The sequence below is a fragment of the Pseudomonas sp. BN411 genome (assembly GCF_029871235.1).
In the GTDB taxonomy this organism is placed as follows: domain Bacteria; phylum Pseudomonadota; class Gammaproteobacteria; order Pseudomonadales; family Pseudomonadaceae; genus Metapseudomonas.
Genome location: NZ_SSOM01000045.1, coordinates 40,470 through 64,677, shown reverse-complemented (window position 1 = coordinate 64,677; position 24,208 = coordinate 40,470). Strand labels below are relative to the sequence as shown.

Genomic DNA, 24,208 nt, shown 5'->3' with positions numbered 1-24,208 from the left:
CGGCAACGGCGCCAGCGTTACCTTCGTGCCGAACGCCAACTGGCACGGCACCGCTACCTTCGACTACGCCGCGGTGGACAACGATGGTCTGGAGGATTCCACGCCAGCCATTGGCACCATCACCGTCACCTCGGTCAACGACGCACCGGAGACCCACGCGGCCAGCGGTTCCGGCAGCGAAGATTCGGCGGGTATCCCGGTCAGCCTCAGCGGCTCGGACCTCGACGGCACCGTTGCTCAGTTCATCATCAAATCGCTGCCGTCCAACGGCACCCTGCTGCTCAACGGCGTGGCCTTGGCCATCGGCTCCGTGGTGCCGGCCACCGGCAATGGCGCCAGCGTCACCTTCGTGCCGAACGCCAACTGGCACGGCACTGCTACCTTTGAATATGCCTCCGTGGACAACGATGCCCTGGCAGATGCCACTCCGGCTACCGCGACCATCATCGTTACCCCCAGCAATGACGCTCCGGTGATCGACGGTGGTAACGGCCATGTCCCGAACACCAATGATTTCGCCATCTCTACCAACGAGGACACGCCGTTCTCCGGCGCTATCCAGGCCAGCGACCTGGATGGTGACAGCCTGACCTATACCGTCGGCACCAACCCCGCCCACGGCAGCGTCAGCCTCGGAGCCAACGGGGCCTACATCTACACCCCGGGCACCGACTTCAACGGCAGCGACAACTTCACCATCACCGTCAGCGACGGCCATGGCGGCACCGTCACCAGCACCGTCAACGTCACCGTCAACCCGGTCGTCGACGCCAAGGACGACGCCGTCACCGTCGCCGAAGACCAATCGCTGACCAGCAACGTACTGGCCAATGACACCTTCGGCCCCGGCGCGCAGGTCACCTCGGTTGGAACCGCCGGCCACGGCACCGTCACCCTGAACGCCAACGGCACCGTCACCTATACCCCGAATCCCAATTACAACGGCACCGACAGTTACACCTACACCGTCACTACCGCCGCCGGGAACCAGGAAACCGCCACGGTCAATATCACCGTCACGCCGACCAATGACGGGCCGGTATTCGGTAATACCAACGGAACCGCCATCGTCTCGGAAGAGGGACTGGCCAATGGATTGCCGGACACCACGGGCACTCCGAGCGATACCACCAATGCCGTGGTCTCCACCGGTACCTTCGCGATCACCGATATCGACAGCCCGAGCCTTTCTGTCACCCTGACGGAACCGACCACCACGTTGACCTCCAATGGCGTGGCCCTGACCTGGACGGGCAGCGGCACCTCGAGCCTGAGCGCAAGCGCCGGTGGCCAGCCGATCATGACCATCAGCATCAACAGCGTGGGTGCCTATACCGTGACCCTGCTGGGCCAGTTGGATCATTTGGCGACAACGTCGGCAGCGGAAAACCTGCTGAACTTCGCGGTGAAAGTGACAGCCAGCGATGGCGTAAACAGCACCGACGGCTCCCTGCAGATCACCGTCGAAGATGATTCCCCGATCCTGGCCACGCCGATGCAGAGCATCGTACTGGACGGTGCCGGTTCCACGGCTGTCGGCAACCTGAACCTGTCCACCGGCGCTGACTCCAAGGGCGCCAGCGTGCAGTTCAGTCCGACTGCCGGAGTTTCCGTCGACGCCAGCGGCAATATCCTGAGCACCGTACTGACCAAGGACGGAAGCGTCGTCAGTTCGTCGAGCTATCTGACCTATCAGGGCAGCAAGCTCCATTACGTATCGGGAACCAACTCCCTGACTGCAGTCGACGCAAACAACACCGCAGTGTTCAAGATCACGGCAGACCTGGTAACCGGCCATTATCAGGTCACCAACTTCGTCGACCTGGACTCGCCTTCCTCGACCTATAGCGCGTTCAGCATTTCAGGCGGTAACTCAGGGCTCTATGACTTGGGTGCGAACAGCCGGTTCTCGCTCCAGGCTACGGCTACATCCATCGACAAAAATGGCCATGTCGTCGTCGACACCGTGAATACCAACGGAAACAACTTCGGCGTTGGCGACGGCCAGTCGATCGACACCGGGGATGTCCTCAACTTCACCTTCATCGACAAGGAAACTAATCTGGCCACCGACATGACCTCCATCTCGGTGACCACTTTCCAACTCGACGCCGCCGATAAGAACAAAGTCGGCGAAAAGCTGACCTGGACCGCTCTCGACAGCACAGGCAACGTCGTTGGCAGCGGCACAGTCGATGGAGTATCGGGCGGCGCAGCTACCTTCACCATCGACTCCAGCAAACTCAACAGCGGGGAGTATGAGTTCAGCTCGATCAAGTTCGGAGCCGGCAGCAGCACTTCCTACAAAGTATCCATCAACTCCATCACCGGGCAGACCGAGTCTTACGACCAGCGAATCAACCTGGACGTCAAGGCAACCGACGGGGACTCCGACAGCACGGGCAACCAGTCGCTGCAAATTACCTTCGATTCGGACCACGAAATCCAGGCCGGCTCCACCGGCAGCGCCCTGGGCGGCGGTAACGGCGCAGACAGACTGATCGGTGGCAGCGGTGACGACTTCCTTACCGGAGGCAAGGGCAACGACACCCTGACGGGTGGTTACGGCCGCGATACCTTCATTTGGAAATCCGGCCACGTGGGTAACGAGGGCAGTCCCAACCAGGACGTGGTGAAGGACTTCAACAAGGACGCAGGCGACCGCCTGGACCTGAGCGACCTGCTGCACGGGGAAACGTCCAGCACCATCAACAACTACCTCAAATTGATTGTCGATAACGGTACCGGCAACGCCACCCTGCTGGTCAGCTCGGAAGGCCACCTGAACCCTGGCGGCACTGCCGCCGACGCCGCCAGCCACGCCGATCTGTCCATCACCCTGGAAGGTGCGGCGGCCCAGCTCAGCGGACAGTCCATCAACTCCCTGATCGCGGGTGCCGACCCGACCATCAAGGTCGACCAGAACTGATGTTTCCCCGTCCGCAACCACTCCGGTGGTTGCGGACGGGGGGCATCTGCCCTCATGCTCGCGGCAGTCCTCAAGGGAGACTCGCCATGCTCTATATCCAGCGCGATGAAGACGGAAACCTGGTTCGCGTTGAAGCAACCGAATTCGACCAAATGTCCGGCACCCTGCCGGCTGACGACCAGGAGATTCAGGGCTGGTACGCCAACCTGGCGATGCAGAGCAGCCTGCTGCAATTGAAACAGAGCGACCTGGACATGATCCGGGTACTCGACGACCTGATCACGGTGCTGATGACCAAGGGTCTGATCCGCATCACCGACCTGCCGCCGGCAGCCCAATCCAAACTGCTCAGCCGGAACCAGGCGCGGGAAGCCCTGGGTGGCATCTCGCGGTTGATCGTCGAAGAAGAGGAAGAAGCGGGATCAGGACTCATCTGAATCTCGGATTCTCAAGCACCTTCTAGGGGCGAATTCATTCGCCTTGCAGGCCAGCGGCCTGCCCTTGGGATTCCCTTGGGGGCACTGCGTGCCCCTTGGCGAATGAATTCGCCCCTACAGGGATATCCCCTCTCCCATCGCACTAACGCCAGGGTGCCGGCGCTCCGAACAGCTGCCCCTGAACGCCCTGGATGCCCATCTCCTGCAGCACTAGCAGTTCACCTTCGGTTTCCACTCGCTCGGCGATCAGCGGCAGGTCGATGCTGTGGGCGGCACGCTGCATGGCCTCGATGAACAGGCGCTTGTCGGCTTCCAGGTCTATGGCGCGGATATAGCTGCCATCCACCTTCAGGTAGGCCAGGCCCAGGCGGGCCAGGTTGCCAATCATGCTGAAGCGGCCACCGAAGTGTTGAAGGCTGAGGCTGAAGCCCAGCTCGCGCAGGCGGCGGGTGAGTTGCTCCAGCGCGGCCTGCTCCGGCAGTTGATCCTCTTCCAGCTCCAGCACCAGGCGCGGCCCCAGGTGGGGATGCTTGCGCAACAGATCGAAGGCTTTTTCCAGCGCCTGCGGCTCGCGCAGCAGGGCGCCGGAGAGGTTGAGTGCCAGGGTTTCGCCGTGACTGGCCATCTGCTGCAGGACCAATTCCAGCATCAGCAGATCGAGACGCGCCATCCAGCCAAAGCGCTGCAGCCAGGGCAGGAAGCGACCGGCCGGTAGGTTCTCGCCACGCTCGTCGCGCAGGCGCGACAGCACCTTGTAATGCAGCACCCGCGAACGATCACGACTATCCACCACCGGCTGGAAGTAGAGCTGCAACTGGCGCTGGCCAAGTGCCCGGTCCAGCAGTTGATGCCAGGCATGGCGCTCGTCGCCCACGCTGGGCGCATCACCCTGGGTGAGGCTGGCCCAGGTCCGGTCCGCCTGGCCTTCCGCCTTGGCCAGGGCCTCGTCGGCGAGACGTAACAGGTCAGCGAACGCTTCGCCCGGACTGAACGGCACCAGCCCCATATGGGCCACCGGTAATGCATCGGCGGCCCCCGTGGTCACCAGGTTCGCCAGGCCGGCATCCAGACGCTGGGCCAACTGCTCGGCTTCTTCGGCCACCAGACCGGGTACCAGCAGGGCGAAGTCACCACCCCGGCTGCGCGCCACCAATTGGCCCGCGCCCTGCCCCGCCGCCACCTGCCGGAGCAGCTCGGCCACCGCCATCAACAACTGGTCGGTGCGTTGGCCACCCAGGCGTTGGTTGAGCCCGGCGAGGTCGTGCAGGCGAAGCAGGAACAGGTAACCGGCACTGACGTGATCCTCGGCGCTGAGGCGCGCCTGCAGCTGCATCTCGAAGTAGCGCCGGTTGGCCAGTCCAGTCAGGCTGTCCTTGTAGGCCTCGTCGCGCAGTCGTTCACTGCGCTCGGCCTGTTCCTGGAACAGCGCCTTGAGCTTCTCCACCATCTGGTTCATCGCCTGCACCACGCGGCGCAGCTCAGGGGTGCGCGGCAGTTCCGGCAAACTGAGGAACTCGCGGCGGGCAATGGCGTGGGACTGCTCCACCATGTAATCCAGGGGCCTCAGCTGGCGCCGCAACAGGAAGGCGCCGAGGCCTGCACTGACCAGGCCGCAGGCCAGCAGCCAGCCGAGGCTGCCCAGCGCGCTCTGCCAGAGCCGGGCAAGCGCGAACAGCGGATGGCTCTTCACCTCCACCCGTGCCGCCTGCCGCCAGCCACGGCTGACGATGGCATCACCACCGACCGATTGCAGGCCGATCAGGCTGACGAACCACTGCGGCACCTGGGCACCGGCCGCGTCGGGTACGCCGGTGCGTTCCACCAGCACCTGGCCGTTCGCAAGGTCGATTACCCGGATGCTCTCGTAATAGCCGCTATCGAAGATGGAGCTGACCATCAGCTCGACCATCGCCGGATCGTCGATATGCGGGGTCAGCGACAGGCCGAGGGCGGTCGCCGCATCCTGGGCGTGGGAGCGCAACTGGTTGACGTACTGCTCCCGCGAACTCTCCAGGCCGACCATGAAACTGCCGCTGAAGGCGACCACCAGGAACAGGCAGATGGCGATCAACAACTGTTTGAACAGAGACATCTCGACTCCTATCGGGCGGGCTCCACGGGGAAGCCTTCAGCATTCATTTTCTTGAGCAGTTCCTGCCAGCGCGACAGCCGCTTGGCATCCCCCACCTGTTTTCCACCACCGCTGCCGGCCAGCCACAGGCCCTCGGCATTGAAGGCGTAGACCGGCATCAGGTCGGTGCGTTGATTGGCGGGGCGGATGATGCCTACCAGGTTGTCCAGCACCAGCGGCATGGCATCCGGGGATGCGTAATAGGTCAGCACCATGTGCGCCTGGTTCAGGCGCAGCGCCTTGACGTAGGTGATGCGCAGCTTTTCGCTGGGCACACCGAGCTGGCGCAGGCTGAAATACTTGGCGATGGCGAAGTCCTCGCAGTCTCCGGCGCCTATGCGCAGGGCCTGCACGGGAGTCGCCCAGAAATCGGTTTCGCCCCAGAGTTCGCGGTCGTCGCGAAAGCGCAATTTGGCGTTGAAGAAGCGGTTCACCTCTTCCAGTTGCGTCTTCTCGTCTGCGCCGGCGAGGCGTCCCAGGGTCTCCTGCCAGTCATCGATTCGCTGCTTGCCGGGGCCAAGGGGGCCGTAGAGGTTTTCGGCGCGGCGGCTGATCAGGGTGAAATCCCAATCCGCCTGCAGTGCGCCGGCCAGCAGTGCCGCCAGCAACGCCACCGCCAGGGACGGCCTCCGCCCCCCCTGCCACGCACGCCAGGCCTGCACGCTACCTCGGACCATCCGCCATCCTGCCTCGGAGGCCGTCGGGCCCCATGGAACACGGCGCGAATGGTGCGGGCTGGACCTGAAAAAGACAATGGCATTCTGCCGCCATCTGGCAGCGCACTGACACGTAGGTTGGGCCAGGCGCAGCGCGGCCCAACAGGGCGACGCCCAGCTGCACTCAGGTACGCAGCTGCGACGCCCTGACGTGTTGGGCTTCGCGTAGCTCAGCGGATCGCCGCCCGGCCCAACCTACGAAACGGGAGACGCTCTCAGCGCAGTCCGCGCAGATGGAGGAAACCGAACAGCAGCACCTGCAGCCGCTCCAGCCAGGGGTACGGGCGGGTCTTCAGTTTGCGGTTGAACAGGGCGGCCTCACCCACATGGACCAGCAGCATCGCACCGGCCGCCAGCAGCAACGGACGTTGCAGCGGCTCGCCGAAGGGGTAGACGAGGTTGAACAGGGCCACCAGCCAGAACATCGCCAGCGCGCCCTTGGCAAAGGACAGGAAGTGCATTGCGGGGTCTCCAGTCAAGGATTGGCCCCGCAGTGTGCCGCTCGCCGCGCCGGCTGCCTTCCGCACTTTAGGCTGGAAAGCAGCACAGCAGGCGGCGGATCAGCGCAGGGTCAGGGCGATAGGCGTTTCCTCAAAGTCGAAGCAGCCGAGGAATGTCTTGATGTCCAGCAGGTTGCCGTCCACCTTCACATCCCCCAGCACAGCGCCCTTGAGCAGGCCGTTTTCACCGCTGATCACGGTATCGAGGTAGGTCTTGTCGAAGGTCAGCTTGAGTGTGGTGCCGTCGGGGATGCCCTTGTGCAGCTCGGCCACGCCACGGCGAACTTCCAGCGCCCACTCTTCCTGGATGTCGGGGAAGACGAAGCCGAGGGTCAGGTTCACGTCGGCGCTCTTTTCCGGGTCCAGGCGCGTCACCCAGTTCTGCAGGAAGATCCGTGCCGGCAGGTTCTTCAGCATGTCGGGCGAGAGGAAGGCATTGCGCATGGACTGGGACAGCTGCAGCGCGGCATCGCCGTCCAGCTTGCCCTCCAGCTCCATGGCGCTCATCAGGTACCAGTTGCGCCAGTTGATGTTCATGCTGGCGTAGCCCAGACGACGGAAGCTGCGCGCCTTGATTTCGCGAGCCAGCTGGTCGCCGTGGTCGATGCGGATGGCGTAGCCGGCCAGCTCGGCGGCCCACTGGTAGTCACCCTTGAGATAGGCGTCGCCGGCAGCCAGCAACACTTTCTCGCGTCCGCCCATCAGCTCCACCAGGCGCTTGGCCTTCTCCACGGGCGGGACCGGGTCGAGGTCCACCGGATCACCCTGGTACCAGCCCAGGTAGCCCTGGTAGATCTGCCGCACGCTGTGCTTCACGGTGCCGTAGTACTCGCGCAGGTAGGGCGTATAGCCGGCCAGGTAAGGCGGCAGCTTGACCTTCTCCACCAGTTCGTCGGGCGTCAGGCCCTTGTTCATCCAGCGCACGGTCTGGTCGTGGACGTAGGCGATGGCGTCGCGGGTCATGCGCAGCACTTCTTCCACCTTGTCCTTGCCGCTCACCGGCTGACCGTGCAGCGGCACCATGTAGTCGGCCTGGTAGGCGCGCAGCTTGTCGAGGCTGTTCACCCACACCACCGGGTCGCGGAACTTGGTGCCGCGCAGGGTATGGATGTTCGGCAGGGTCGGGCCCTGGGTGACCTCGGCGCTGATCAGCACCTTGTTCTGCGGCAGGAACAACACGATCTCGTCCGGCGCTTCGCTGGGCACATGGAGGAACTGCACCGGCAGGCCGGCAATGGTGGTGTCCAGCTTGTCCTTGAAGGTAATGGTGGGCGCGATGAAGGTGGATTTGCCTTCATGGGCCAGGGGGCCGAGGCCGGCGTTCATGTCCTTCTTGTCGGTGTCCGGCAGCGCCGCGCCAAAGCTGTAGCCCGAGCGCATGCCGAGGATCGGGCCGACCAGCGCGCCCTGGGTCACCACGTTGTCCAACAGGGTTTCCTGGGCGTAGATCTGCACCTCGCCCGACTTCACCTGCTCCTCGCTGACGAAGCCCTTCACGCCGTTGATGTGGTCCGGGTGGAAGTGGGTGTAGACGATGGCCTTGATCGGCTTGTCGCTGATCTTGCGGAACTCCGCGAGCACCTTGCGCGACTGCTCGGCCGACTCACCGGTGTCGACGATGATCAGCCCTTCCGGCGCCACTATCATCACGCTGTTGGCGAGGTTCCAGCCCACCGCCGAATACACGTTGTCGGCAATCTTGTAGACCTTCTCGTTAAAGTGCTTGGTGTGCTCGGCCAGCTCGGCGTTGATGCTGGGCTGGATGGACTCTTCCGGCAATGCGGCGTCGGCGCCCAGGGGCAGCGCGGCGGCCAGGAGCAGGCCGCTGAAACGGGTAGTGATGCGCATGGTTCGCTCGGGATTGTTGTTATTGGCCGAGACAGGCTGGCAGGCGCCTGCTAATAATTCCAATGCATTCTTTTTCCATATTTGATGCAAGGCACGCATGAACGATCTTCGCCAACTCCGCCATTTCGTCGCCCTCGCCGAGCACGGTCACTTCGCCCGCGCGGCGGAAGCGGTGAATCTCAGCCAACCCGCCCTCAGCCGCAGCATCCAGGCCCTGGAGGCCAGCCTGGGTTGCAGCCTGCTGGACCGGACTCCCCGTCAGATCAGCCTGACGGCCCACGGCCGGCTGGTGCTGGAACATGCCCGGCGCCTGCTGGACGGCAGCCGCGCCCTGCACAGCGCGGTGACCCAGCTGGACAATCTCGACAGCGGCGAACTGCGCCTGGGTGCCGGCCCCTACCCCGCCGCGCGCCTGGTCCCCCGAGCCCTTGGACGTTTCGCCAGCCGCCATCCCGGCGTTCGCGTGCAACTCACCCTGGAGAACTGGCACAGCCTGCGCCAACGCCTGCTGGACGACGCCATCGAGCTGTTCGTCGCCGACATCCGTGAACTCGAAGGAGATCCCCTGCTGGATGTCATTCCCCTGCGCCGCCATCCGGGCACCCTCTTCTGCCGGCCCGGTCACCCCTTGCTGGCACTGGACCAACTGCAACTGACCGACCTGGCCCGCTACGCCCTGGCAGGCACCCAGTTGCCGGTGGAGGTGGCAAGGGCCATTGGTGCCCTGAGCAGCAGCGAAAAGCCACTGGGCATCGAATGCGACAACTTCATGGTGCTGAAGGCGCTGGTGGCCGAAAGCGATGTGGTCAGCATGGCCCCCTGGGATGTGGTGGCCGAGGATGTGCACGCCGGGCGTCTGGCACTGCTGCAGATCCCGGAGGGCACAAGAACGTCTTCGGCCTATGGCATCGTCAGCCATGCCGCGCGCAGCCTGTCTCCGGCTGCGCGGGCGGTGAGGGAGCTGTTGCTGGAAGAGGACCGGGACTTCTCCGCCATCTAGCGGCGGTTCTTCATGGACCAGTCACTGCGGTTGTTGTAGCGCGGATTGTGCGGCCGTGCCTCGTAGCCCGGCTCTACCCGGTACTGCTGGCGAACGTTGTGCTGCTGATGGTTCTGTTGCTGATAGTTGGGCTGCTGATAGTTCTGCCGGCGATAGTTTTGTTGCCGGTAGTTGGACTCGCGATAGCCCGGCTGAAGATTGTTCTTGCCCCAGGTCTGCAGGCGCGGCGTGTAGTCGTGGCGGCGTTCCTGGAAGTTGTCGTACGGCTGCTGGTAATAGCGCCGCTGGTGATGGAACTTGCGGTCGTTGTCGTGGAAGCGCTTGTCGTGGAAGCGTTTGTCGGACTTGTAGTAGTCCTTGCGGCCGTCATAGTCGCGACGGTCGTAATAGCGGCGATCGTAATTACGGTCGCCGTCACGGTGATCGACGATGTAATAGTTCCGTCTCGGCACGTCGTAGTAGTTGCGGTGCACGGGATAGTCGCCGTCGTCGTAGTAGCGGCGACCGTAGTAGTCGTTGTCGTAGTCATAGACGGCACAGCCGCCCAGGGTCAGGCTCAGTACGGCAAGGAAGAATGCTCGGTAGGACATGGCGGCCTCCTTCGACCGCTAGGGACGGCGCAGACGAATGTCGGCGACTGGGATTTCTCCCACTGCGTTGGACAACGCGTCCTACAGAACAGCGCGCGACATCTGTCGGAAAAGTCCGTTTCCAATTGTTGCGCGCACCAACTTGACGCTAGACGCCCCATGAGCGGGCATCCCTCCCCTCCAGCCAACGCGCCAAACTCGCCAGAAGGCCCATTTCAGAGGCCTTGTGCCAGGTTGGCACGCCCTTCGCTTTGGCTAAGACGTGCAGGAGCTACCCGGGTGACCGGGTTCGCGGCACCACAATTTGCAATGGCTGGCTAGGGTTCCGGTCCGCGAAGGCGGATGACTGGTCCGAGAGCTGGCGACCTCCAGCGAGGTTACACGGCGGGACAAAAGCCCGGGAGAACGCGCCCCTTGATAGGGAAGTGCCGCGCAGCTCCGCCCGCCCTAAACCGAACTGGAGGTCCTCCATGCGCAAGTCCCGTCTGTTCGCCCTCGCCGTTGCCGGTCTCACCGCCGCTCTCAGCTTCAACACGTCCGCCGCACAGAAAGACAGCTTCAACGTCTGCTGGACCATCTACGCCGGCTGGATGCCCTGGGAGTACGGTGCCACCAAAGGCATCGTCGACAAGTGGGCGAAGAAGTACGGCATCGAGATCGAGGTCACCCAGCTCAACGACTACGTCGAATCCATCAACCAGTACACCGCTGGCCAGTTCGACGGCTGCACCATGACCAACATGGATGCCCTGACCATCCCCGCCGCCGGTGGCGTGGACAGCACCGCGCTGATCGTCGGCGACTTCTCCAACGGCAACGACGGCGTGGTGGTGAAGGGCGAAGGCAAGACCCTGGCCGACCTCAAGGACAAGCCGATCAACCTGGTGGAGCTGTCCGTCTCCCATTACCTGCTGGCCCGCGCCCTGGAGCGCGCCGACCTCTCCGAGAAAGACGTGCAGGTGGTGAACACCTCCGACGCCGATATCGCCGCCGCCTTCGATACCGCCGAAGTCCAGGCCGTGACCACCTGGAACCCGATGCTGGCCGACATCAAGGCCAAGCCCGCCACCAGCCTGGTGTTCGACTCCAGCAAGGTGCCCGGCGAGATCATGGACATGATGGTGGTGAACACCGAAACCCTGAAAGACAACCCCGCCCTGGGCAAGGCGCTGACCGGCGCCTGGTTCGAGATCGTCGCGTTGATGCAGGCCGGCAACGCCGACAGCGCCGCCGCCCTGGAACACATGGCCAAGGCGTCCGGCACTGACCTCGCTGGCTATCAGGCGCAGCTGGCCGCCACCCGCCTGTTCCACACCCCGGCCGATGCGCTGGCCTTCGTCACCAGCCCGAAGCTGCCGGCCACCATGGACAAGGTGGCCAGCTTCAGCTTCCACCACGGCCTGCTGGGCGAAGGTGCCAAGGATGCCAACGCCGTCGGCATGAGCTTCGCCAAGGGCGTGGTCACCGGCGACAAGGGCAACGTGAAACTGCGCTTCGACCCCACCTACGTGCAGATGGCCGCAGACGGCAAGCTCTGAACCGTTCCGAACCGTAGGTTGGTCAGAGCGAAGCGAAGCCCAACACAACAATGTTGGGCCCCGCACCTCGGACCAACCTGCACGTCCACGCAACCGAGTACCTGCCATGCGCCTGATCAACCGCCAACCGGACCGCGCCGGACGCCTGATCCTGGTCCTGCTGCCCTTCGCCCTGCTGCTGTTCGCCTACTTCACCGGCTCGGCTGCGCGGCTGACGGAAAACCCCAACGACAAGCTGCTGCCCAGCGCGGCGCAGATGAGTGAGGCCGTCGAGCGACTGGCCTTCACCGAAGACAAGCGCAGCGGCGACTACCTGTTCTGGCAGGACTCCGCCTCCAGCCTGAAACGCCTGGCACTGGGCCTGTCCATCGCCGCGCTGCTGGGCCTGGCACTGGGCATCGCCGCCGGCACCCTGCCGCTGTTCGGCGCTCCCTTGTCGCCCCTGCTGACGGTGCTGTCGATGATCCCGCCGCTGGCGATCCTGCCGATCCTGTTCATCGTCTTCGGCCTGGGCGAGCTGTCCAAGGTGATGCTGATCGTCATCGGCGTCGCCCCCTGCATCGCCCGCGACCTGGAGCAGCGCGCGCGGGAAATCCCCCGTGAACTGCTGATCAAGGCGCAGACGCTCGGCGCCAACACCTGGACGCTGATCCTGCGGGTGGTGCTGCCGCAACTGATGCCGCGCCTGCTGATCTCCCTGCGTTTGGTGCTGGGCTCGGCCTGGCTGTTCCTGATCGCCGCCGAAGCCATCGCCTCCACCGATGGCCTGGGCTACCGCATCTTCCTGGTCCGCCGCTACCTGGCCATGGACGTGATCCTCCCCTACGTGGTGTGGATCACCCTGCTCGCCTGGCTGATGGACCTGGGCCTGCGCCAGCTCACCCGGCTGGCCTTCCCCTGGTACGAAGGAGCCAAGGCATGAGTTTCATCAGCGTCCGCAACGTCTGGCAGGAATATGGCGACCAGGTGGTGCTGGAGAACCTCGACCTGTCGGTGAACGAAGGCGAGTTCTGCACCCTGGTCGGCGCTTCTGGCTGCGGCAAATCCACCTTCCTGCGCATGCTGCTGGGCCAGGAATCGCCCAGCCGCGGCAGCATCCTGCTGGACGGCCAGCCGCTGGCGGCCGAACCCGACGCCAGCCGTGGCGTGGTGTTCCAGCGCTATTCGGTGTTCCCGCACCTGAGCGTGCTGGACAATGTCGCCCTCGGCCTGGAACTGCCCCGCTCGCCCCTCTTCGGCCGCTTGTTCGGGGGCGCCAAACGCGCCGCTCGCGAGGAAGCCGCCGCGATCCTCGTCAAGGTCGGCCTCGGCCATGCACTGGACAAGTACCCCAGCCAGCTTTCCGGCGGCATGCAACAACGCCTGGCCATCGCCCAGGCGTTGATCATGAAACCCCGCGTGTTGCTGCTGGACGAGCCCTTCGGCGCTCTCGACCCGGGCATCCGCAAAGACATGCACGAGCTGCTGCTTGGCCTCTGGCACGAAACCCGACTGACCGTGTTCATGGTCACCCACGACCTCTCCGAAGGCTTCAGCCTGGGCACCCGCCTGCTGGTCGTCGACAAGGTGCGCCAGGACCCGCACGCGCCCAACGCCTTCGGCGCGCGCGTCACCTACGACATCCCCCTGAACAGCGACCGTCGTGCTGCCCGCGCGGCCGTCGAGGCCTTGCCGGAGCGAGTCACTTCCGCCCTGCAGCCGGCCATCGCCCACTGAATAGGAGCCTGCCCATGACCGCATCCCTGGCCCTGCGCCCAACCCTCTATGAAGAAACCGTCCCCGGCGGCGGCCACACCTCCTTCGTGCTGAAACGCGGCCAACAGCTGCGCATCACCGATATCGAAGGCGGCGCCAACGTCAGCCTGCTGCTGCTCAACGCACAGGAGAAGAGCGAGCGCCTCAATCTGCCGGACAGCCTGAAGTGCCAGCACACCGCCAAGCTCACCGCCGGCCACTGCCTCTACTCCGACATGGGCAGGGTACTGGCCGCCATCACCGCCGACACCTGCGGCTGGCACGACAGCTTCGGCGGCGTGCTCAATGCGGATGAGGTGAAGGAAAAGTACGGCGCTGGGCGCTACCAGGAATTGCGCAACGGCTTCTTCCGCAACGGCGTGGACAACCTGCTGGTGGAGATGGGCAAGTGGGACCTGAACCTCCAGGACCTGCTGATGTGCCTGAACCTGTTCAGCAAGGTCACCGTGGACAGCGACGGCTGCTTCCACTTCCAGCCTGGCAACTCCAAGGCCGGCGACTACCTCGAGCTCTATGCACCGATGGACACTCTGGTGGTGCTCACCGCCCTGCAGCACCCCATGGACCCTGCCCCCGAATACGCCCCCAAGCCGGTGCAGCTCAGCTGGCAGCAGGTACAGAGCGACGGCATCACCCTGCTCTGCCGCACCTCGCGCCCGGAGAACGGCCGCGGCTTCCACAACACCGAACGCCTGTATATCTGAGGGCCGCCCGCATGAACCTGACCCACAGCGACAAACATTCCGAAGCCGCCGTGTACCGCGCCGTGATCGCCGCTGGCGAGCCCTTCATGACCGAAGTGAAGGCCGGCCAGACCCTGCGCCTGCTGGACCTGGAAGGCAACCAGGCGGTGGACACCCTGTTCTACAGCGCCAACAACCCGCGCGAACGCTATGACGTGCAGCGCACCCTGCGCCGGCAGAACCGTGTCTACCTCAGCGCCGGCAGCGTGCTCTATTCCAACCTCGGCAACCCCATGCTGACCATCACTGCCGACACCTGCGGCCGACACGACACCCTCGGCGGCGCCTGCGCCCAGGAAAGCAACACCGTGCGCTACGCCCTGGACAAGCGCTACATGCACAGCTGCCGTGACAACTTCCTGCGCGCCAGCCTGCACGACGGCCGCCTGACCAAGCGCGACATCAGCGCCAACATCAACTTCTTCATGAACGTCCCGGTCACCCCGGATGGCGGCCTGACCTTCGAGGACGGCATCTCCGCCGCCGGCAAGTACGTCGAGCTCAAAGCGCACATGGACATCATCGTGCTGATCTCCAACTGCCCGCAGCTGAACAACCCCTGCAACGCCTACAACCCCACGCCCGCCGAGGTGCTGGTATGGGACTGAAACAGCTGCGCGCCTGGCTGTTCCTCCTGTGCCAGAGCCGGTCGGGGCAGTGCCTGCACAAGCACTCCGTAGGATGGGTAGAGCCTGCGAAACCCATCGCTCCGGACTGATGGGTTTCGCTCCGCTCTACCCATCCTACGAATTACCACCGCACCGAGATTCCAGCCACGGACGACCGTGGTGCAGCCCCTTTAGCGGCGGGACGGCCCGCCAATCATGAGGAAAGCCTCATGTTCGAAAAACTCCTGATCGCCAACCGTGGCGCCATCGCCTGCCGCATCCTGCGTACCCTGCGCCAGCTCGACGTTCGCGGTGTGGCCGTGTATTCCGAAGCCGACGCCGCCAGCCTGCACATCCAGCAGGCGGACCAGGCCATCAGCCTGGGCGACGGCCCAGCTGCCAGCACCTACCTGATGGTGGAGAAGATTCTCGCAGCCGCTCGCGATAGCGGCGCCCAGGCCATTCACCCCGGATACGGCTTCCTCTCCGAGAACGCCGCCTTCGCCGAAGCCTGCGAGGCTGCCGGCATCGCCTTCGTCGGCCCGACGCCGGAGCAACTGCGGGTATTCGGCCTCAAGCACACCGCGCGCGCCCTGGCCAAGGCCAACGGCGTGCCCATGCTGGAAGGCACCGAACTGCTGGAAAACCTGGACGCCGCCCTGGCTGCTGGCGAACAGGTGGGTTACCCGGTGATGCTGAAAAGCACCGCAGGCGGTGGCGGCATCGGCATGCGTGTATGCCGTTCGGCCACAGAGCTGAGCGACGCCTTCGAGGCTGTGAAGCGCCTCGGGCAGAACAACTTCAGCGACTCCGGCGTGTTCATCGAAAAGTACATCCAGCGCGCCCGCCACCTGGAAGTGCAGGTGTTCGGCGATGGCCGTGGCGAGGTGATCGCCCTCGGTGTGCGCGACTGCTCGGTGCAACGACGCAATCAGAAGGTGCTGGAGGAAACGCCCGCGCCGAACCTGCCCGCCGGCATGGCCGATGAACTCTGCGCCGCCGCCATCAAGCTGGCCAAGGCCGTCAGTTACCGCAGTGCGGGCACGGTGGAGTTCGTCTACGACAGCGAGGCCGAGCGCTTCTACTTCCTCGAAGTGAACACCCGCCTGCAGGTGGAGCACGGTGTCACCGAACAGGTCTGGGGCGTGGACCTGGTGCGCTGGATGATCGAACTGGCCGCCGGCACCCTACCGCCTCTGGCCGAGCTGGCGGCGACGCTCACGCCGAGTGGCCATGCGATCCAGGCGCGGCTCTATGCGGAAGACCCGGGCCGCGACTTCCAGCCCTGCCCCGGCCTGCTCACGACGGTCGCCTTCCCCGAAGCCGATGGTCGACACCTGCGCATCGACACCTGGGTGGAAGCGGGCTGCGAGATTCCGCCCTACTTCGACCCGATGATCGCCAAGCTCATCGCCTGGGCGCCGAGCCGCAGCGAAGCCAGCGCGGCGCTGGACAAGGCCCTGGCCGACACCCTGCTCTATGGCGTCGAATCCAACCGCGACTACCTGCGGCAGATTCTGGTCGACGCCCCCTTCGCCAGCGGCTCGCCCTGGACTCGCTGCCTGGAAGGCCTCAGTTATCACGCCAGCACCTTCGAAGTGCTCGGCGCCGGCACCCAGACCACTGTGCAGGACTATCCCGGCCGCCTCGGTTACTGGGCCGTGGGCGTGCCGCCCTCTGGTCCCATGGACAGCCGTGCGCTGCGCCTGGGCAATCGGCTGCTGGGCAATGCCGAAGGTGAAGCCGGACTGGAAATCACCATGAGCGGCCCGACGCTGCGCTTCAACACTGACGCTGTGGTGGCAGTCACCGGCGCACCGATTCCACTGAGCCTCGACGGCCAGCCGCAACCGATGGACACCGCCTTGTTCGTACCGGCGGGCGCGACCCTTGCTCTCGGGACGATCGCCGGGGCCGGAGCGCGCAGTTACCTCTGCGTGCGCGGCGGCCTGCAAGTGCCGGATTATCTCGGCAGCAGGAGCACCTTCACCCTCGGGCAGTTCGGCGGCCACGGCGGCCGCGCCCTGCGTGCTGGCGATGTCCTGCACCTCACCCCGCTCGTTGAGCGCAGTGCTGGCCAGGTGCTAGAGCCCGCCCTGAGCACCGACCTGCCGGCCGTGCGCACCCTGCGGGTGATCTACGGCCCCCACGGCGCGCCGGAATACTTCACCCCGGCCTACATCGACACCTTCTTCGCCACTGACTGGGAAGTGCACTTCAACTCCAGCCGTACCGGCGTGCGCCTGATCGGGCCGAAGCCGGAATGGGTGCGCGAAAGCGGCGGCGAAGCCGGGCTGCATCCGTCGAACATCCACGACAATCCCTACGCCATTGGCGCCGTGGATTTCACTGGCGACATGCCGGTGATCCTCGGCCCGGACGGCCCCAGCCTCGGCGGCTTCGTCTGCCCGGTGACCATCATCGAAGCGGACCTCTGGCAACTGGGGCAGTTGAAGGCGGGGGACAAGGTGAGGTTCGTGGCGGTGAGCATTGGCGAGGCGCGTGAACTGGCAAGAACGCTGTTGTGTAGGAGCGAGCTTGCTCGCGAAAATCCCAGCGTCGAATTCGCGAGCAAGCTCGCTCCTACAGGTTCACCCGTGGTGCTCGACCTCGGCGAAGCCGACAAACGCCTGGTGGCCCGTCTTTCCGGCGACACTCACCTGCTGCTGGAAATCGGCGCGCCGGAACTTGACCTGGTGTTGCGCTTCCGCGCCCATGCGCTGATGCAGGCGCTGGAGGCCAAGGCTCTGGATGGCGTGATCGACCTGACGCCGGGCATCCGCTCCCTGCAGGTCCACTATCAGCCGGAAACGCTTCCCCTGGAGGCACTGCTGGAAACCGTCGCCGGACTCTGGGATGGCGTCTGCGCAGCCGGCGACCTGAAGGTGCCGTCGCGCATCGTGCATCTGCCGCTGTCCTGGGACGACCCGGCCTGCCAACTGGCCATCGAGAAGTACATGACCACGGTGCGCAAGGACGCGCCCTGGTGCCCAAGCAACCTTGAGTTCATCCGCCGTATCAACGACCTGCCGAACCTGGACGAAGTGCAGCGCACGGTGTTCGACGCCAGCTACCTGGTGATGGGGCTGGGCGATGTCTACCTCGGCGCCCCGGTGGCCACACCGCTGGATCCGCGCCACCGCCTGGTGACCACCAAGTACAACCCGGCGCGCACCTGGACCGCGGAGAACTCCGTGGGCATCGGCGGTGCGTACATGTGCGTCTATGGCATGGAAGGGCCCGGTGGCTACCAGTTCGTCGGCCGCACCCTGCAGATGTGGAACCGTTACCGCGAGGTGGAGGCCTTCGGTGGAAAGCCCTGGTTGCTGCGCTTCTTCGATCAGATTCGCTTCTACCCGGTATCCGCCGACGAGTTGCTGAAGATTCGCCGCGACTTTCCCCTGGGCCGCTACCCACTGCGTATTGAAGAGAGCGAGCTGTGCCTGGCCGATTACCAGGCCTTTCTCGCCCGCGAAGCCAATGGCATCGCAGCCTTCCGCCAGCAGCAGCAAGCTGCCTTCAATGCCGAGCGGGAACGCTGGATCGCCTCCGGACAGGCGCACTTCGAGAGCGACGACCTTGCCGTCGACCTGGGCGAAGACGCGCCGCTGGACGCTGGCCAGCACGCGGTGGAAAGCCATATCGCCGGCAACCTCTGGCAGGTGCAGGTGGAGGAAGGCGCCAGCGTGAAGGCCGGGGATATCCTGGTGATCCTCGAATCCATGAAGATGGAAATCCCCCTCACCGCACCTCGCGATGGCGTCGTGAAGGAAGTGCGTGTGCAGCCCGGTTCGCCGGTCCGCGCCGGACAGCGGGTGGTGGTGATGGAGCAGGCTTGAAGGTTCTGCGCAATTGCAGGTCCGGTGTGGGGGCGATTTCAATCGCTATGCAGACCGCAGGTCTGCCTTGAAAACGTGCAGGGGCAGCTGCGCCGCCCTTAGCGAATGAATTCGCCCCCACAGGTTTGCATGACCGGAATCGGCTGATTGCCCAAGTCGGCCACCAGCCCTACAGTTCAAGCGGCACCGCACGCAAAAGGACCCGCAATGCCGCCGCTCAGCCGCGACCAGGCGCAACGCCGCGCCGACGATATCCAGGCCTTCTACCGGGAGGTGGAGCGCCTGCACAAAGAACAGACCCTGCTGCTCTCCCCCGAACAGATCGACCAGTTGGGCGATCACCATCGCCAGTTGCTGGCGGACTATCGCAACACCTTCGATATCGACCCGGATGCCCAGGCCCGGCGTCTTTCCCTCGGCATGCGCATCGCTTCCCTGCTGGGGGCCCTGGCGCTGGCGGCCAGCCTGCTGTTCTTTTTCTATCAGTTCTGGGGACTGTTTCCGGAAGCTGCCCAGGTGGGCATTCTCGCCGGCTTCTCGGTGGGCAGCCTACTGCTGACCCTGCTGCTGCGCCGACGCGACCCGTCCGGCTATTTCGCCAGGCTGGCGGCGGTGCTGGCCTTTGCCTGCTTCGTGCTCAACGTGGTCATGCTCGGGCAGATCTTCAACATCACCCCCAGCGACAAGGCGCTGCTGCCCTGGGCCGCCTACGCCCTGCTGCTGGCCTATGCCTGCGAAGTGCGCCTGCTGCTGGGGGCCGGCCTGGCCTGCATCATGGCCTTCATCGCCACCCGGTTGACGAGCTGGAGCGGGCTCTACTGGCTGGACTGCACCGAACGCCCGGAACACCTGCTGCCCGCCGGGTTGCTGATCTTCCTGGTGCCGCAGTTCATTTCCCAGGTCCGCTACAGCGGTTTCGCCGCGATCTACCGGGTGCTGGGCCTGCTCGGACTGTTCGTGCCGCTGCTGGTGCTCGCCAATTGGGCGGCAGGCAGCTACCTGCCCTGGCCACGGGACCTGGTGGAAGGCTTCTACCAGATCGTGGGATTCACCGGCGCCGCGCTGGCCATCTGGCTCGGCAATCGCCGCGACTGGCCTGAAGTGATGCACACCGGCCTGCTGTTCTTCGTGCTCTTCCTGTTCATCAAGCTGTTCGACTGGTGGTGGGAGGTCATGCCGAAGTACCTGTTCTTCCTCGTCCTCGGACTGGTTGCCGTGCTCATCCTGCTGGTACTCGGCCGCCTGCGCCGGGCCCACAAGGGCGGGCAACACGCATGAAGGCCCGCACTGCATTGCTCGGTGGTCTTGCGCTGATCGGCCTGACCAACGCCATCGCCCTTGGCGGCGTCTGGTTCAACCGCAGTGGCAAGCCGGACAGCCGCCTGCAGCTTTCCGAACGCGAGCTGCGCCGCGACCACGACTGGAGCCTGCACGAAAACAGCGGCCTGGCCCTGCGCCTGGATTGGCGACTCCCCAGCGACCCGAAGGGTGACGACCGCTACCAGCGCCTGCCGCTCGATGAGGCCAAGCTGCTGCAACTGGGCTTCACCGCCGATGAGCGCGACGGGTTGCGCTTCGACAACCGCAACCGCGAGGTGCTGGTGGTGCTCGAACTGGACGGCCCCACGCGCAAGGCCGAACTGGAGCGCGCCCGCCAGCGCATGAAGGAGGCCGAAGGCGAGTTGCGCGCAAGACCCACGGACAAGCGCAGACAGGACGCCGAAAGCGCCGCCCGCGACTATCTTGAGCAGGAGGAAAAACGCGAGAGTCGCCTGTTCGCGGTGGACGTGGGGCTGGACCATGAAGCCCTGCGCGAGCGTTACGCCGATCGCAGCCGCTACGCCATCGTGCCCGGCAGCGTCAGCGCCTGGGTTCGCGACGGACACCTCACCGGCCAGATCGGCAGTCTGCGCATCAGCGAAATCAACGTGCCGCATGCCTGGCGCGAAGCACTGGGTGAAGAGCTGGCGCGCGACCGCAACAGCGCATCGCCGCCGCGCTTCCGACTGTGGTTGAGCTTCGGCCAACGCCTGGAACCCTGGATCGATTCAGCACCGGAGTTTCAGCGTCGCGGCCGTCAAGGAACGCCCGACGACGTCGATAGCCTGGCGTCAAGTACCCGTCCGTGACGCCTGTGTTACTGCACGCTAGCATTGCGCCACCACACCGAGGCCATGTTGTCCGATGCCGCTACAAGAACACACCAAGCAAAGCCACCGCCTGTTGGTCATCACACTGGTACTGCTGCTTGGCTGCGGTTTCCTGGCCACTTCCCTGGTCAGCTACCAGGCATCGCTCAAGTCCATTCGCAACACCATCATCAACACCGAGTTGCCGCTGACCTCGGACAACGTCTACTCGGAAATCCAGAAGGATCTGGTCCGGCCCATCCTGATCTCCTCCATGATGAGCCGCGACACCTTCGTGCGTGACTGGGTGATGCACGGCGAGAAAAACGCCGAGCCCATGACCCGCTACCTGCGCGAAGTGCAGGAGCACTACGGCGCCTTTACCTCCTTCTTCATTTCAGACCGTACCCTCACCTACTACCAGACCAAGGGCGTGCTCAAGCAGGTGAGCCCGAAGGAACCACGGGACATCTGGTACTTCCGCGTGCGGGACATGAAGGAGCCGTACGAGATCAATGTCGATGTGGACATGGCCAACCAGGACCGGCTGACCATCTTCATCAACTACAAGGTGTTCGACTACGACGGCAAGTTTCTCGGAGCCACCGGTGTCGGCCTGACGGTAGACGCGGTGATCAAGCTGATCGACGAATACCAGCGCCGCTACGATCGCAGCGTGTACTTCGTCGACACCACCGGGCGCATCGTCCTGACCGGCGCCGATGGCGGCCCGCTGGGGGCAAGGGTCGGCCAGACGCTGGCCGACGTGCCGGGGCTGGAGGACTTGCAGGCCAGATTGGGACGCCCGCAGACGGGCAAGTTCGGGTATCACGAACGCGGTCGCGACCACTACCTGAACGTGCGCTACATCCCTGAGCTGGACTGGTACCTATTCGTCGACAAGCACGAAGGTGGCCTGCTCGCCGGCCTGCGCAACACGCTCTACCTCAACCTGCTGATCTGCCTGCTGGTGACCGCCATCGTACTGGTAATGGTGACCCGCCTGATGCGCCGCTACCAGCACAGCATCGCCGCCCTGGCCACCACCGACAGCCTGACCAGCCTGCCCAACCGACGCGGCTTCGAACTGCTCGCCGGCCAGGCGCTGCAGGAAGCCCGCCGCGACCGCAAGCCGCTGACGGCGCTGCTGCTGGACCTGGATCACTTCAAATTGCTCAACGACACCTACGGCCACCAGGCCGGAGACCAGGTGCTGCAGGGCTTCGCCCAGAACCTGCGCGACGGCCTGCGCCAGTCGGACATCGTCTGCCGCTGGGGTGGCGAGGAATTCATCATCCTGCTGAAGGACACCGGCAACGCCACAGCCCACCAGCTTGCGGAGAAAGTCCGTGGCGAGGTGGCCGCGCAGCGCTATCCCTTCAGGGGGGTGAATCTGCAGGTGACCACCAGCATCGGCCTGGCCGAGATGCACCCGGACGATTCCCTGGACAGCCTGATCGGCCGCGCCGACCGCGGCCTCTACCGGGCCAAGCAATCCGGCCGCAACTGCGTATGCGTGGAGCCTTCGGGGAACCAGGACGCGCTCTAGATCAGCGGCCCCGAACGAACTGAGAGGTGCTGCCTCAGGCGGCACCCTCGATGTAGCGGCTGACCGGCCTCTCGATCAACGACCAGTGCGCAGAAGATTCCGCCAACGCCAGCACCCGTGAACGCGTGTCATCACGCGCGAGCACTTGCCTGGCCATATCGCCCACCAGCCAGTTGGCGGTGTTGCAGGCCACCACCCGGCCTTCTCCATTGACGATCAGCGCTTCCTTGTCCATGCGCATCAGCCCGGCAAGCAGCACGCGCTCGAACTCGTGCAGCGCAATATCCGCGGCTGCCACGCCCACGAATCGACCGTCGACATGGATAGGCACGGAGAACGCCATGATGTATTGGTCGGCTCCATAGAGATCGACGAAGGGCCCCTCGACCCAGGGCTGGCCAGTGTCCCGAGGCCGGGAGAACCAGGGCATGCCCTGGTAGTTGTAGAAGCTCTCGCTTCGTCGATTGAGGTTGAGCAGCATGGGCGTGACCTTGCCCGCCGGGGCCCGGCACCACCACTCCAGGTGCATCTCCTGATCTGCCAGCTCGCCCGGCTCCAGCACCACGCCGGTGCCGTGAATGCAGCTGCGTTCCTGCTGCAAGCAGGCCTGGATTGCCGGGCGCAAGGAGCAGAGGTCCCGGGTCGTCGGTTTGCAACCCTCGGCCTGCAACTGTTTCCAGATCGCGACGACGCCATCGGCCAGCAGATTCAACTGTGCGAACAGGTTACCAATCGAAGCATTGATGTGAATTGCACACTCGCTGAGTTGATCCACCTGCACATCTCGGGACATAGCCTGGGCCTCGTCTGGCTCTTGTTATTCACGTTCTGGTTGCGTTCATGCCGATCTGGCCACCGCGTCGGTCACGCCACAAACGCATGGCCGGCCATATCTCCAGCAAGTGCTGTGCCATTCAGATTTCTGCGCCGACCAGCTGCAGGCGCAGGTTGATCAGGCGTTTGATTCCGCGCGTCACATGCGCCTCCGCCAGCGCACCGGCCAGGTTCGCATCAGTGGCGACTATGGCGTCGGCGATCGCACGGTGTTCCAGCACAGGGCCATCGGCAGCGAGCGGGCCATCCGGCGATAGCCACAGCAACTCACCCAGTTCGGCCTGCAGGTTCATTTCTGCATGGGTCAGGCGCACCGATTGCGCGGCAACGGCTACTTCAAGGTGGAAGCGAGCATCGGCGCGGCGTTGTTCCTGACGCGACGATGCCTGGCGCAGTGCGTCGATATAGACGTCCAGGCGGGCATGGTGCTGCGCCGACGAGCGTTGCGCAGCCAGCCTTGCGGCAGCGCCGGAAATCGCCACATGTTCATCGCACAGGTCGCGCAGCTCCAGGGCGCTCATGGCCTTGAGCTGAGCGAACAACGCGTCGTCATTGGTACCGGGAGGTGCGCAGATGAAACTGCCGCCATTGCGCCCTCGGCGCGTCTCGATCACGCCGCGTTCGCGCAAGCTCGCCAAGGCGTCGCGCAGCGTGACCGTCGCGACCCCGAACTGAGTCGCCAGGTCGCTCTCGCTGGGCAATTGCTCGCCCTCGCTGAACAACCCGAGCTCGACCAGTTCGATCAACCGCCGTGCCACTTCCTCGGTACGCCCTTCCTGGCGAAGGCGCATGAAATTGGCGGGGCGGACGTTCTTCAACTCGTTCATAGGCGGCTAAGCCGGATACCTCCCTGGCCTGGTGCACGTGTGCCGGGCACCCCTGCTGCGGGTGCTGCTGCGGGCCATTATGGCCATCGCCGGGCAGGCCGCAATTAAAAATTTATTTTCATATCTTTCAATCAAATCCTGGCGCAAGAGCCACGTCAAAGCAGTCATCAGCCGGGGAATAACGACAAATTACCGATGAAAAACCCGCCATGACGTCGCTGTATTGGCAGGACCC

At 64.5% G+C, this 24,208-nt stretch carries 19 protein-coding genes and 1 riboswitch; of the genes, 12 read left to right on the top strand and 7 right to left on the bottom strand.

Annotation, left to right across the window (positions count from 1 at the left end; translation table 11 throughout):
- Positions 1-2,929 (top strand): tandem-95 repeat protein (locus E8F06_RS06190; RefSeq protein ID WP_280365275.1); only part of this gene is annotated, 2,929 nt, incomplete at its 5' end.
- Between the two features lie 86 nt (positions 2,930-3,015).
- Positions 3,016-3,366, top strand: coding sequence for a tryptophan synthase subunit beta (locus E8F06_RS06185; RefSeq protein ID WP_280365272.1), 351 nt, complete (start codon positions 3,016-3,018; stop codon positions 3,364-3,366).
- Positions 3,367-3,508: 142 nt separating this feature from the next.
- Here the strand turns inward: E8F06_RS06185 and lapD are convergent, their stop codons facing one another.
- From lapD to E8F06_RS06165, 4 genes are all read right to left on the bottom strand, one after another.
- Positions 3,509-5,458 carry a cyclic di-GMP receptor LapD gene (gene lapD, locus E8F06_RS06180; RefSeq protein ID WP_280365270.1) on the bottom strand — a complete coding sequence of 650 codons (1,950 nt, stop codon included), beginning with the start codon at positions 5,456-5,458 and terminating at the stop codon, positions 3,509-3,511.
- An 8-nt stretch (positions 5,459-5,466) separates the two neighbouring features.
- Positions 5,467-6,174, bottom strand: a complete 708-nt coding sequence (lapG, locus tag E8F06_RS06175; protein WP_280365267.1) for a cysteine protease LapG — start codon at positions 6,172-6,174, stop codon at positions 5,467-5,469.
- Positions 6,175-6,428: 254 nt separating this feature from the next.
- A complete protein-coding gene (locus E8F06_RS06170) occupies positions 6,429-6,674 on the bottom strand; it encodes a DUF1145 domain-containing protein (protein ID WP_280365264.1) in 246 nt (81 codons plus the stop codon).
- Positions 6,675-6,773: 99 nt separating this feature from the next.
- Complete coding sequence (locus tag E8F06_RS06165; protein ID WP_280365262.1) at positions 6,774-8,561, bottom strand: alkyl sulfatase dimerization domain-containing protein; 1,788 nt, start codon at positions 8,559-8,561, stop codon at positions 6,774-6,776.
- 97 nt (positions 8,562-8,658) lie between these two features.
- Between E8F06_RS06165 and E8F06_RS06160 the strand changes: the two genes are divergently transcribed.
- Positions 8,659-9,561, top strand: a complete 903-nt coding sequence (locus E8F06_RS06160; RefSeq protein ID WP_280365259.1) for a LysR family transcriptional regulator — start codon at positions 8,659-8,661, stop codon at positions 9,559-9,561.
- Here the strand turns inward: E8F06_RS06160 and E8F06_RS06155 are convergent.
- On the bottom strand, positions 9,558-10,151 hold the full coding sequence (locus tag E8F06_RS06155; protein ID WP_280365258.1) for a hypothetical protein: 594 nt from the start codon (positions 10,149-10,151) through the stop codon (positions 9,558-9,560). The two genes, E8F06_RS06160 and E8F06_RS06155, sit on opposite strands and share 4 nt — an antisense overlap.
- Positions 10,152-10,457: 306 nt before the next feature.
- Positions 10,458-10,557, top strand: a riboswitch (guanidine-I (ykkC/yxkD leader).
- Positions 10,558-10,621: 64 nt separating this feature from the next.
- Here E8F06_RS06155 and E8F06_RS06150 point away from each other — a divergent pair.
- The 9 genes from E8F06_RS06150 (at position 10,622) to E8F06_RS06110 (ending at position 22,312) form a co-directional block, all read left to right on the top strand.
- The gene (locus E8F06_RS06150; protein ID WP_280365256.1) at positions 10,622-11,689 is read left to right on the top strand and encodes a putative urea ABC transporter substrate-binding protein; all 1,068 of its coding nucleotides are present in this window, start codon (positions 10,622-10,624) and stop codon (positions 11,687-11,689) included.
- A gap of 106 nt (positions 11,690-11,795) precedes the next feature.
- Complete coding sequence (locus tag E8F06_RS06145) at positions 11,796-12,611, top strand: ABC transporter permease (RefSeq protein WP_280365254.1); 816 nt, start codon at positions 11,796-11,798, stop codon at positions 12,609-12,611.
- Positions 12,608-13,405 (top strand): ABC transporter ATP-binding protein, encoded by a 798-nt coding sequence (locus tag E8F06_RS06140; protein WP_280365251.1) that lies wholly within the window; start codon positions 12,608-12,610, stop codon positions 13,403-13,405. The genes E8F06_RS06145 and E8F06_RS06140 overlap by 4 nt, the downstream gene beginning before the upstream one ends.
- Before the next feature lie 14 nt (positions 13,406-13,419).
- Positions 13,420-14,148 carry an urea amidolyase associated protein UAAP1 gene (locus E8F06_RS06135; protein WP_280365248.1) on the top strand — a complete coding sequence of 243 codons (729 nt, stop codon included), beginning with the start codon at positions 13,420-13,422 and terminating at the stop codon, positions 14,146-14,148.
- 11 nt (positions 14,149-14,159) lie between these two features.
- The gene (locus tag E8F06_RS06130; RefSeq protein ID WP_280365246.1) at positions 14,160-14,795 is read left to right on the top strand and encodes an urea amidolyase associated protein UAAP2; all 636 of its coding nucleotides are present in this window, start codon (positions 14,160-14,162) and stop codon (positions 14,793-14,795) included.
- Between the two features lie 230 nt (positions 14,796-15,025).
- The gene (gene uca / locus E8F06_RS06125) at positions 15,026-18,634 is read left to right on the top strand and encodes an urea carboxylase (protein ID WP_280365244.1); all 3,609 of its coding nucleotides are present in this window, start codon (positions 15,026-15,028) and stop codon (positions 18,632-18,634) included.
- 207 nt (positions 18,635-18,841) lie between these two features.
- The gene (locus E8F06_RS06120; RefSeq protein WP_280365242.1) at positions 18,842-19,912 is read left to right on the top strand and encodes a DUF2157 domain-containing protein; all 1,071 of its coding nucleotides are present in this window, start codon (positions 18,842-18,844) and stop codon (positions 19,910-19,912) included.
- Complete coding sequence (locus tag E8F06_RS06115; RefSeq protein ID WP_280365239.1) at positions 19,909-20,763, top strand: DUF4824 family protein; 855 nt, start codon at positions 19,909-19,911, stop codon at positions 20,761-20,763. The genes E8F06_RS06120 and E8F06_RS06115 overlap by 4 nt, the downstream gene beginning before the upstream one ends.
- Positions 20,764-20,818: 55 nt before the next feature.
- Positions 20,819-22,312, top strand: coding sequence for a sensor domain-containing diguanylate cyclase (locus E8F06_RS06110; protein ID WP_280365236.1), 1,494 nt, complete (start codon positions 20,819-20,821; stop codon positions 22,310-22,312).
- Positions 22,313-22,346: 34 nt separating this feature from the next.
- On the opposite strand, the gene E8F06_RS06105 is transcribed toward E8F06_RS06110, so the two are convergent.
- Both E8F06_RS06105 and E8F06_RS06100 read right to left on the bottom strand, forming a co-directional pair.
- Positions 22,347-23,105 carry a cache domain-containing protein gene (locus tag E8F06_RS06105; RefSeq protein WP_280365234.1) on the bottom strand — a complete coding sequence of 253 codons (759 nt, stop codon included), beginning with the start codon at positions 23,103-23,105 and terminating at the stop codon, positions 22,347-22,349.
- Between the two features lie 121 nt (positions 23,106-23,226).
- A complete protein-coding gene (locus tag E8F06_RS06100; RefSeq protein ID WP_280365231.1) occupies positions 23,227-23,973 on the bottom strand; it encodes an FCD domain-containing protein in 747 nt (248 codons plus the stop codon).
- Between the last annotated feature and the right edge of the window lie 235 nt (positions 23,974-24,208).

What these genes read in the sequence shown, in the direction of transcription:
- E8F06_RS06170 (WP_280365264.1), bottom strand. Translation starts at nt 6,674, where the DNA reads ATGCACTTCCTGTCCTTTGCCAAGGGCGCGCTGGCGATGTTCTGGCTG.
- E8F06_RS06120 (WP_280365242.1), top strand. Translation starts at nt 18,842, where the DNA reads ATGCCGCCGCTCAGCCGCGACCAGGCGCAACGCCGCGCCGACGATATC.
- E8F06_RS06105 (WP_280365234.1), bottom strand. Translation starts at nt 23,105, where the DNA reads ATGTCCCGAGATGTGCAGGTGGATCAACTCAGCGAGTGTGCAATTCAC.
- E8F06_RS06135 (WP_280365248.1), top strand. Translation starts at nt 13,420, where the DNA reads ATGACCGCATCCCTGGCCCTGCGCCCAACCCTCTATGAAGAAACCGTC.
- E8F06_RS06110 (WP_280365236.1), top strand. Translation starts at nt 20,819, where the DNA reads ATGCCGCTACAAGAACACACCAAGCAAAGCCACCGCCTGTTGGTCATC.
- E8F06_RS06100 (WP_280365231.1), bottom strand. Translation starts at nt 23,973, where the DNA reads ATGAACGAGTTGAAGAACGTCCGCCCCGCCAATTTCATGCGCCTTCGC.
- E8F06_RS06185 (WP_280365272.1), top strand. Translation starts at nt 3,016, where the DNA reads ATGCTCTATATCCAGCGCGATGAAGACGGAAACCTGGTTCGCGTTGAA.
- E8F06_RS06155 (WP_280365258.1), bottom strand. Translation starts at nt 10,151, where the DNA reads ATGTCCTACCGAGCATTCTTCCTTGCCGTACTGAGCCTGACCCTGGGC.
- lapD (WP_280365270.1), bottom strand. Translation starts at nt 5,458, where the DNA reads ATGTCTCTGTTCAAACAGTTGTTGATCGCCATCTGCCTGTTCCTGGTG.
- E8F06_RS06150 (WP_280365256.1), top strand. Translation starts at nt 10,622, where the DNA reads ATGCGCAAGTCCCGTCTGTTCGCCCTCGCCGTTGCCGGTCTCACCGCC.
- E8F06_RS06140 (WP_280365251.1), top strand. Translation starts at nt 12,608, where the DNA reads ATGAGTTTCATCAGCGTCCGCAACGTCTGGCAGGAATATGGCGACCAG.
- E8F06_RS06145 (WP_280365254.1), top strand. Translation starts at nt 11,796, where the DNA reads ATGCGCCTGATCAACCGCCAACCGGACCGCGCCGGACGCCTGATCCTG.
- E8F06_RS06165 (WP_280365262.1), bottom strand. Translation starts at nt 8,561, where the DNA reads ATGCGCATCACTACCCGTTTCAGCGGCCTGCTCCTGGCCGCCGCGCTG.
- lapG (WP_280365267.1), bottom strand. Translation starts at nt 6,174, where the DNA reads ATGGTCCGAGGTAGCGTGCAGGCCTGGCGTGCGTGGCAGGGGGGGCGG.
- uca (WP_280365244.1), top strand. Translation starts at nt 15,026, where the DNA reads ATGTTCGAAAAACTCCTGATCGCCAACCGTGGCGCCATCGCCTGCCGC.
- E8F06_RS06115 (WP_280365239.1), top strand. Translation starts at nt 19,909, where the DNA reads ATGAAGGCCCGCACTGCATTGCTCGGTGGTCTTGCGCTGATCGGCCTG.
- E8F06_RS06130 (WP_280365246.1), top strand. Translation starts at nt 14,160, where the DNA reads ATGAACCTGACCCACAGCGACAAACATTCCGAAGCCGCCGTGTACCGC.
- E8F06_RS06160 (WP_280365259.1), top strand. Translation starts at nt 8,659, where the DNA reads ATGAACGATCTTCGCCAACTCCGCCATTTCGTCGCCCTCGCCGAGCAC.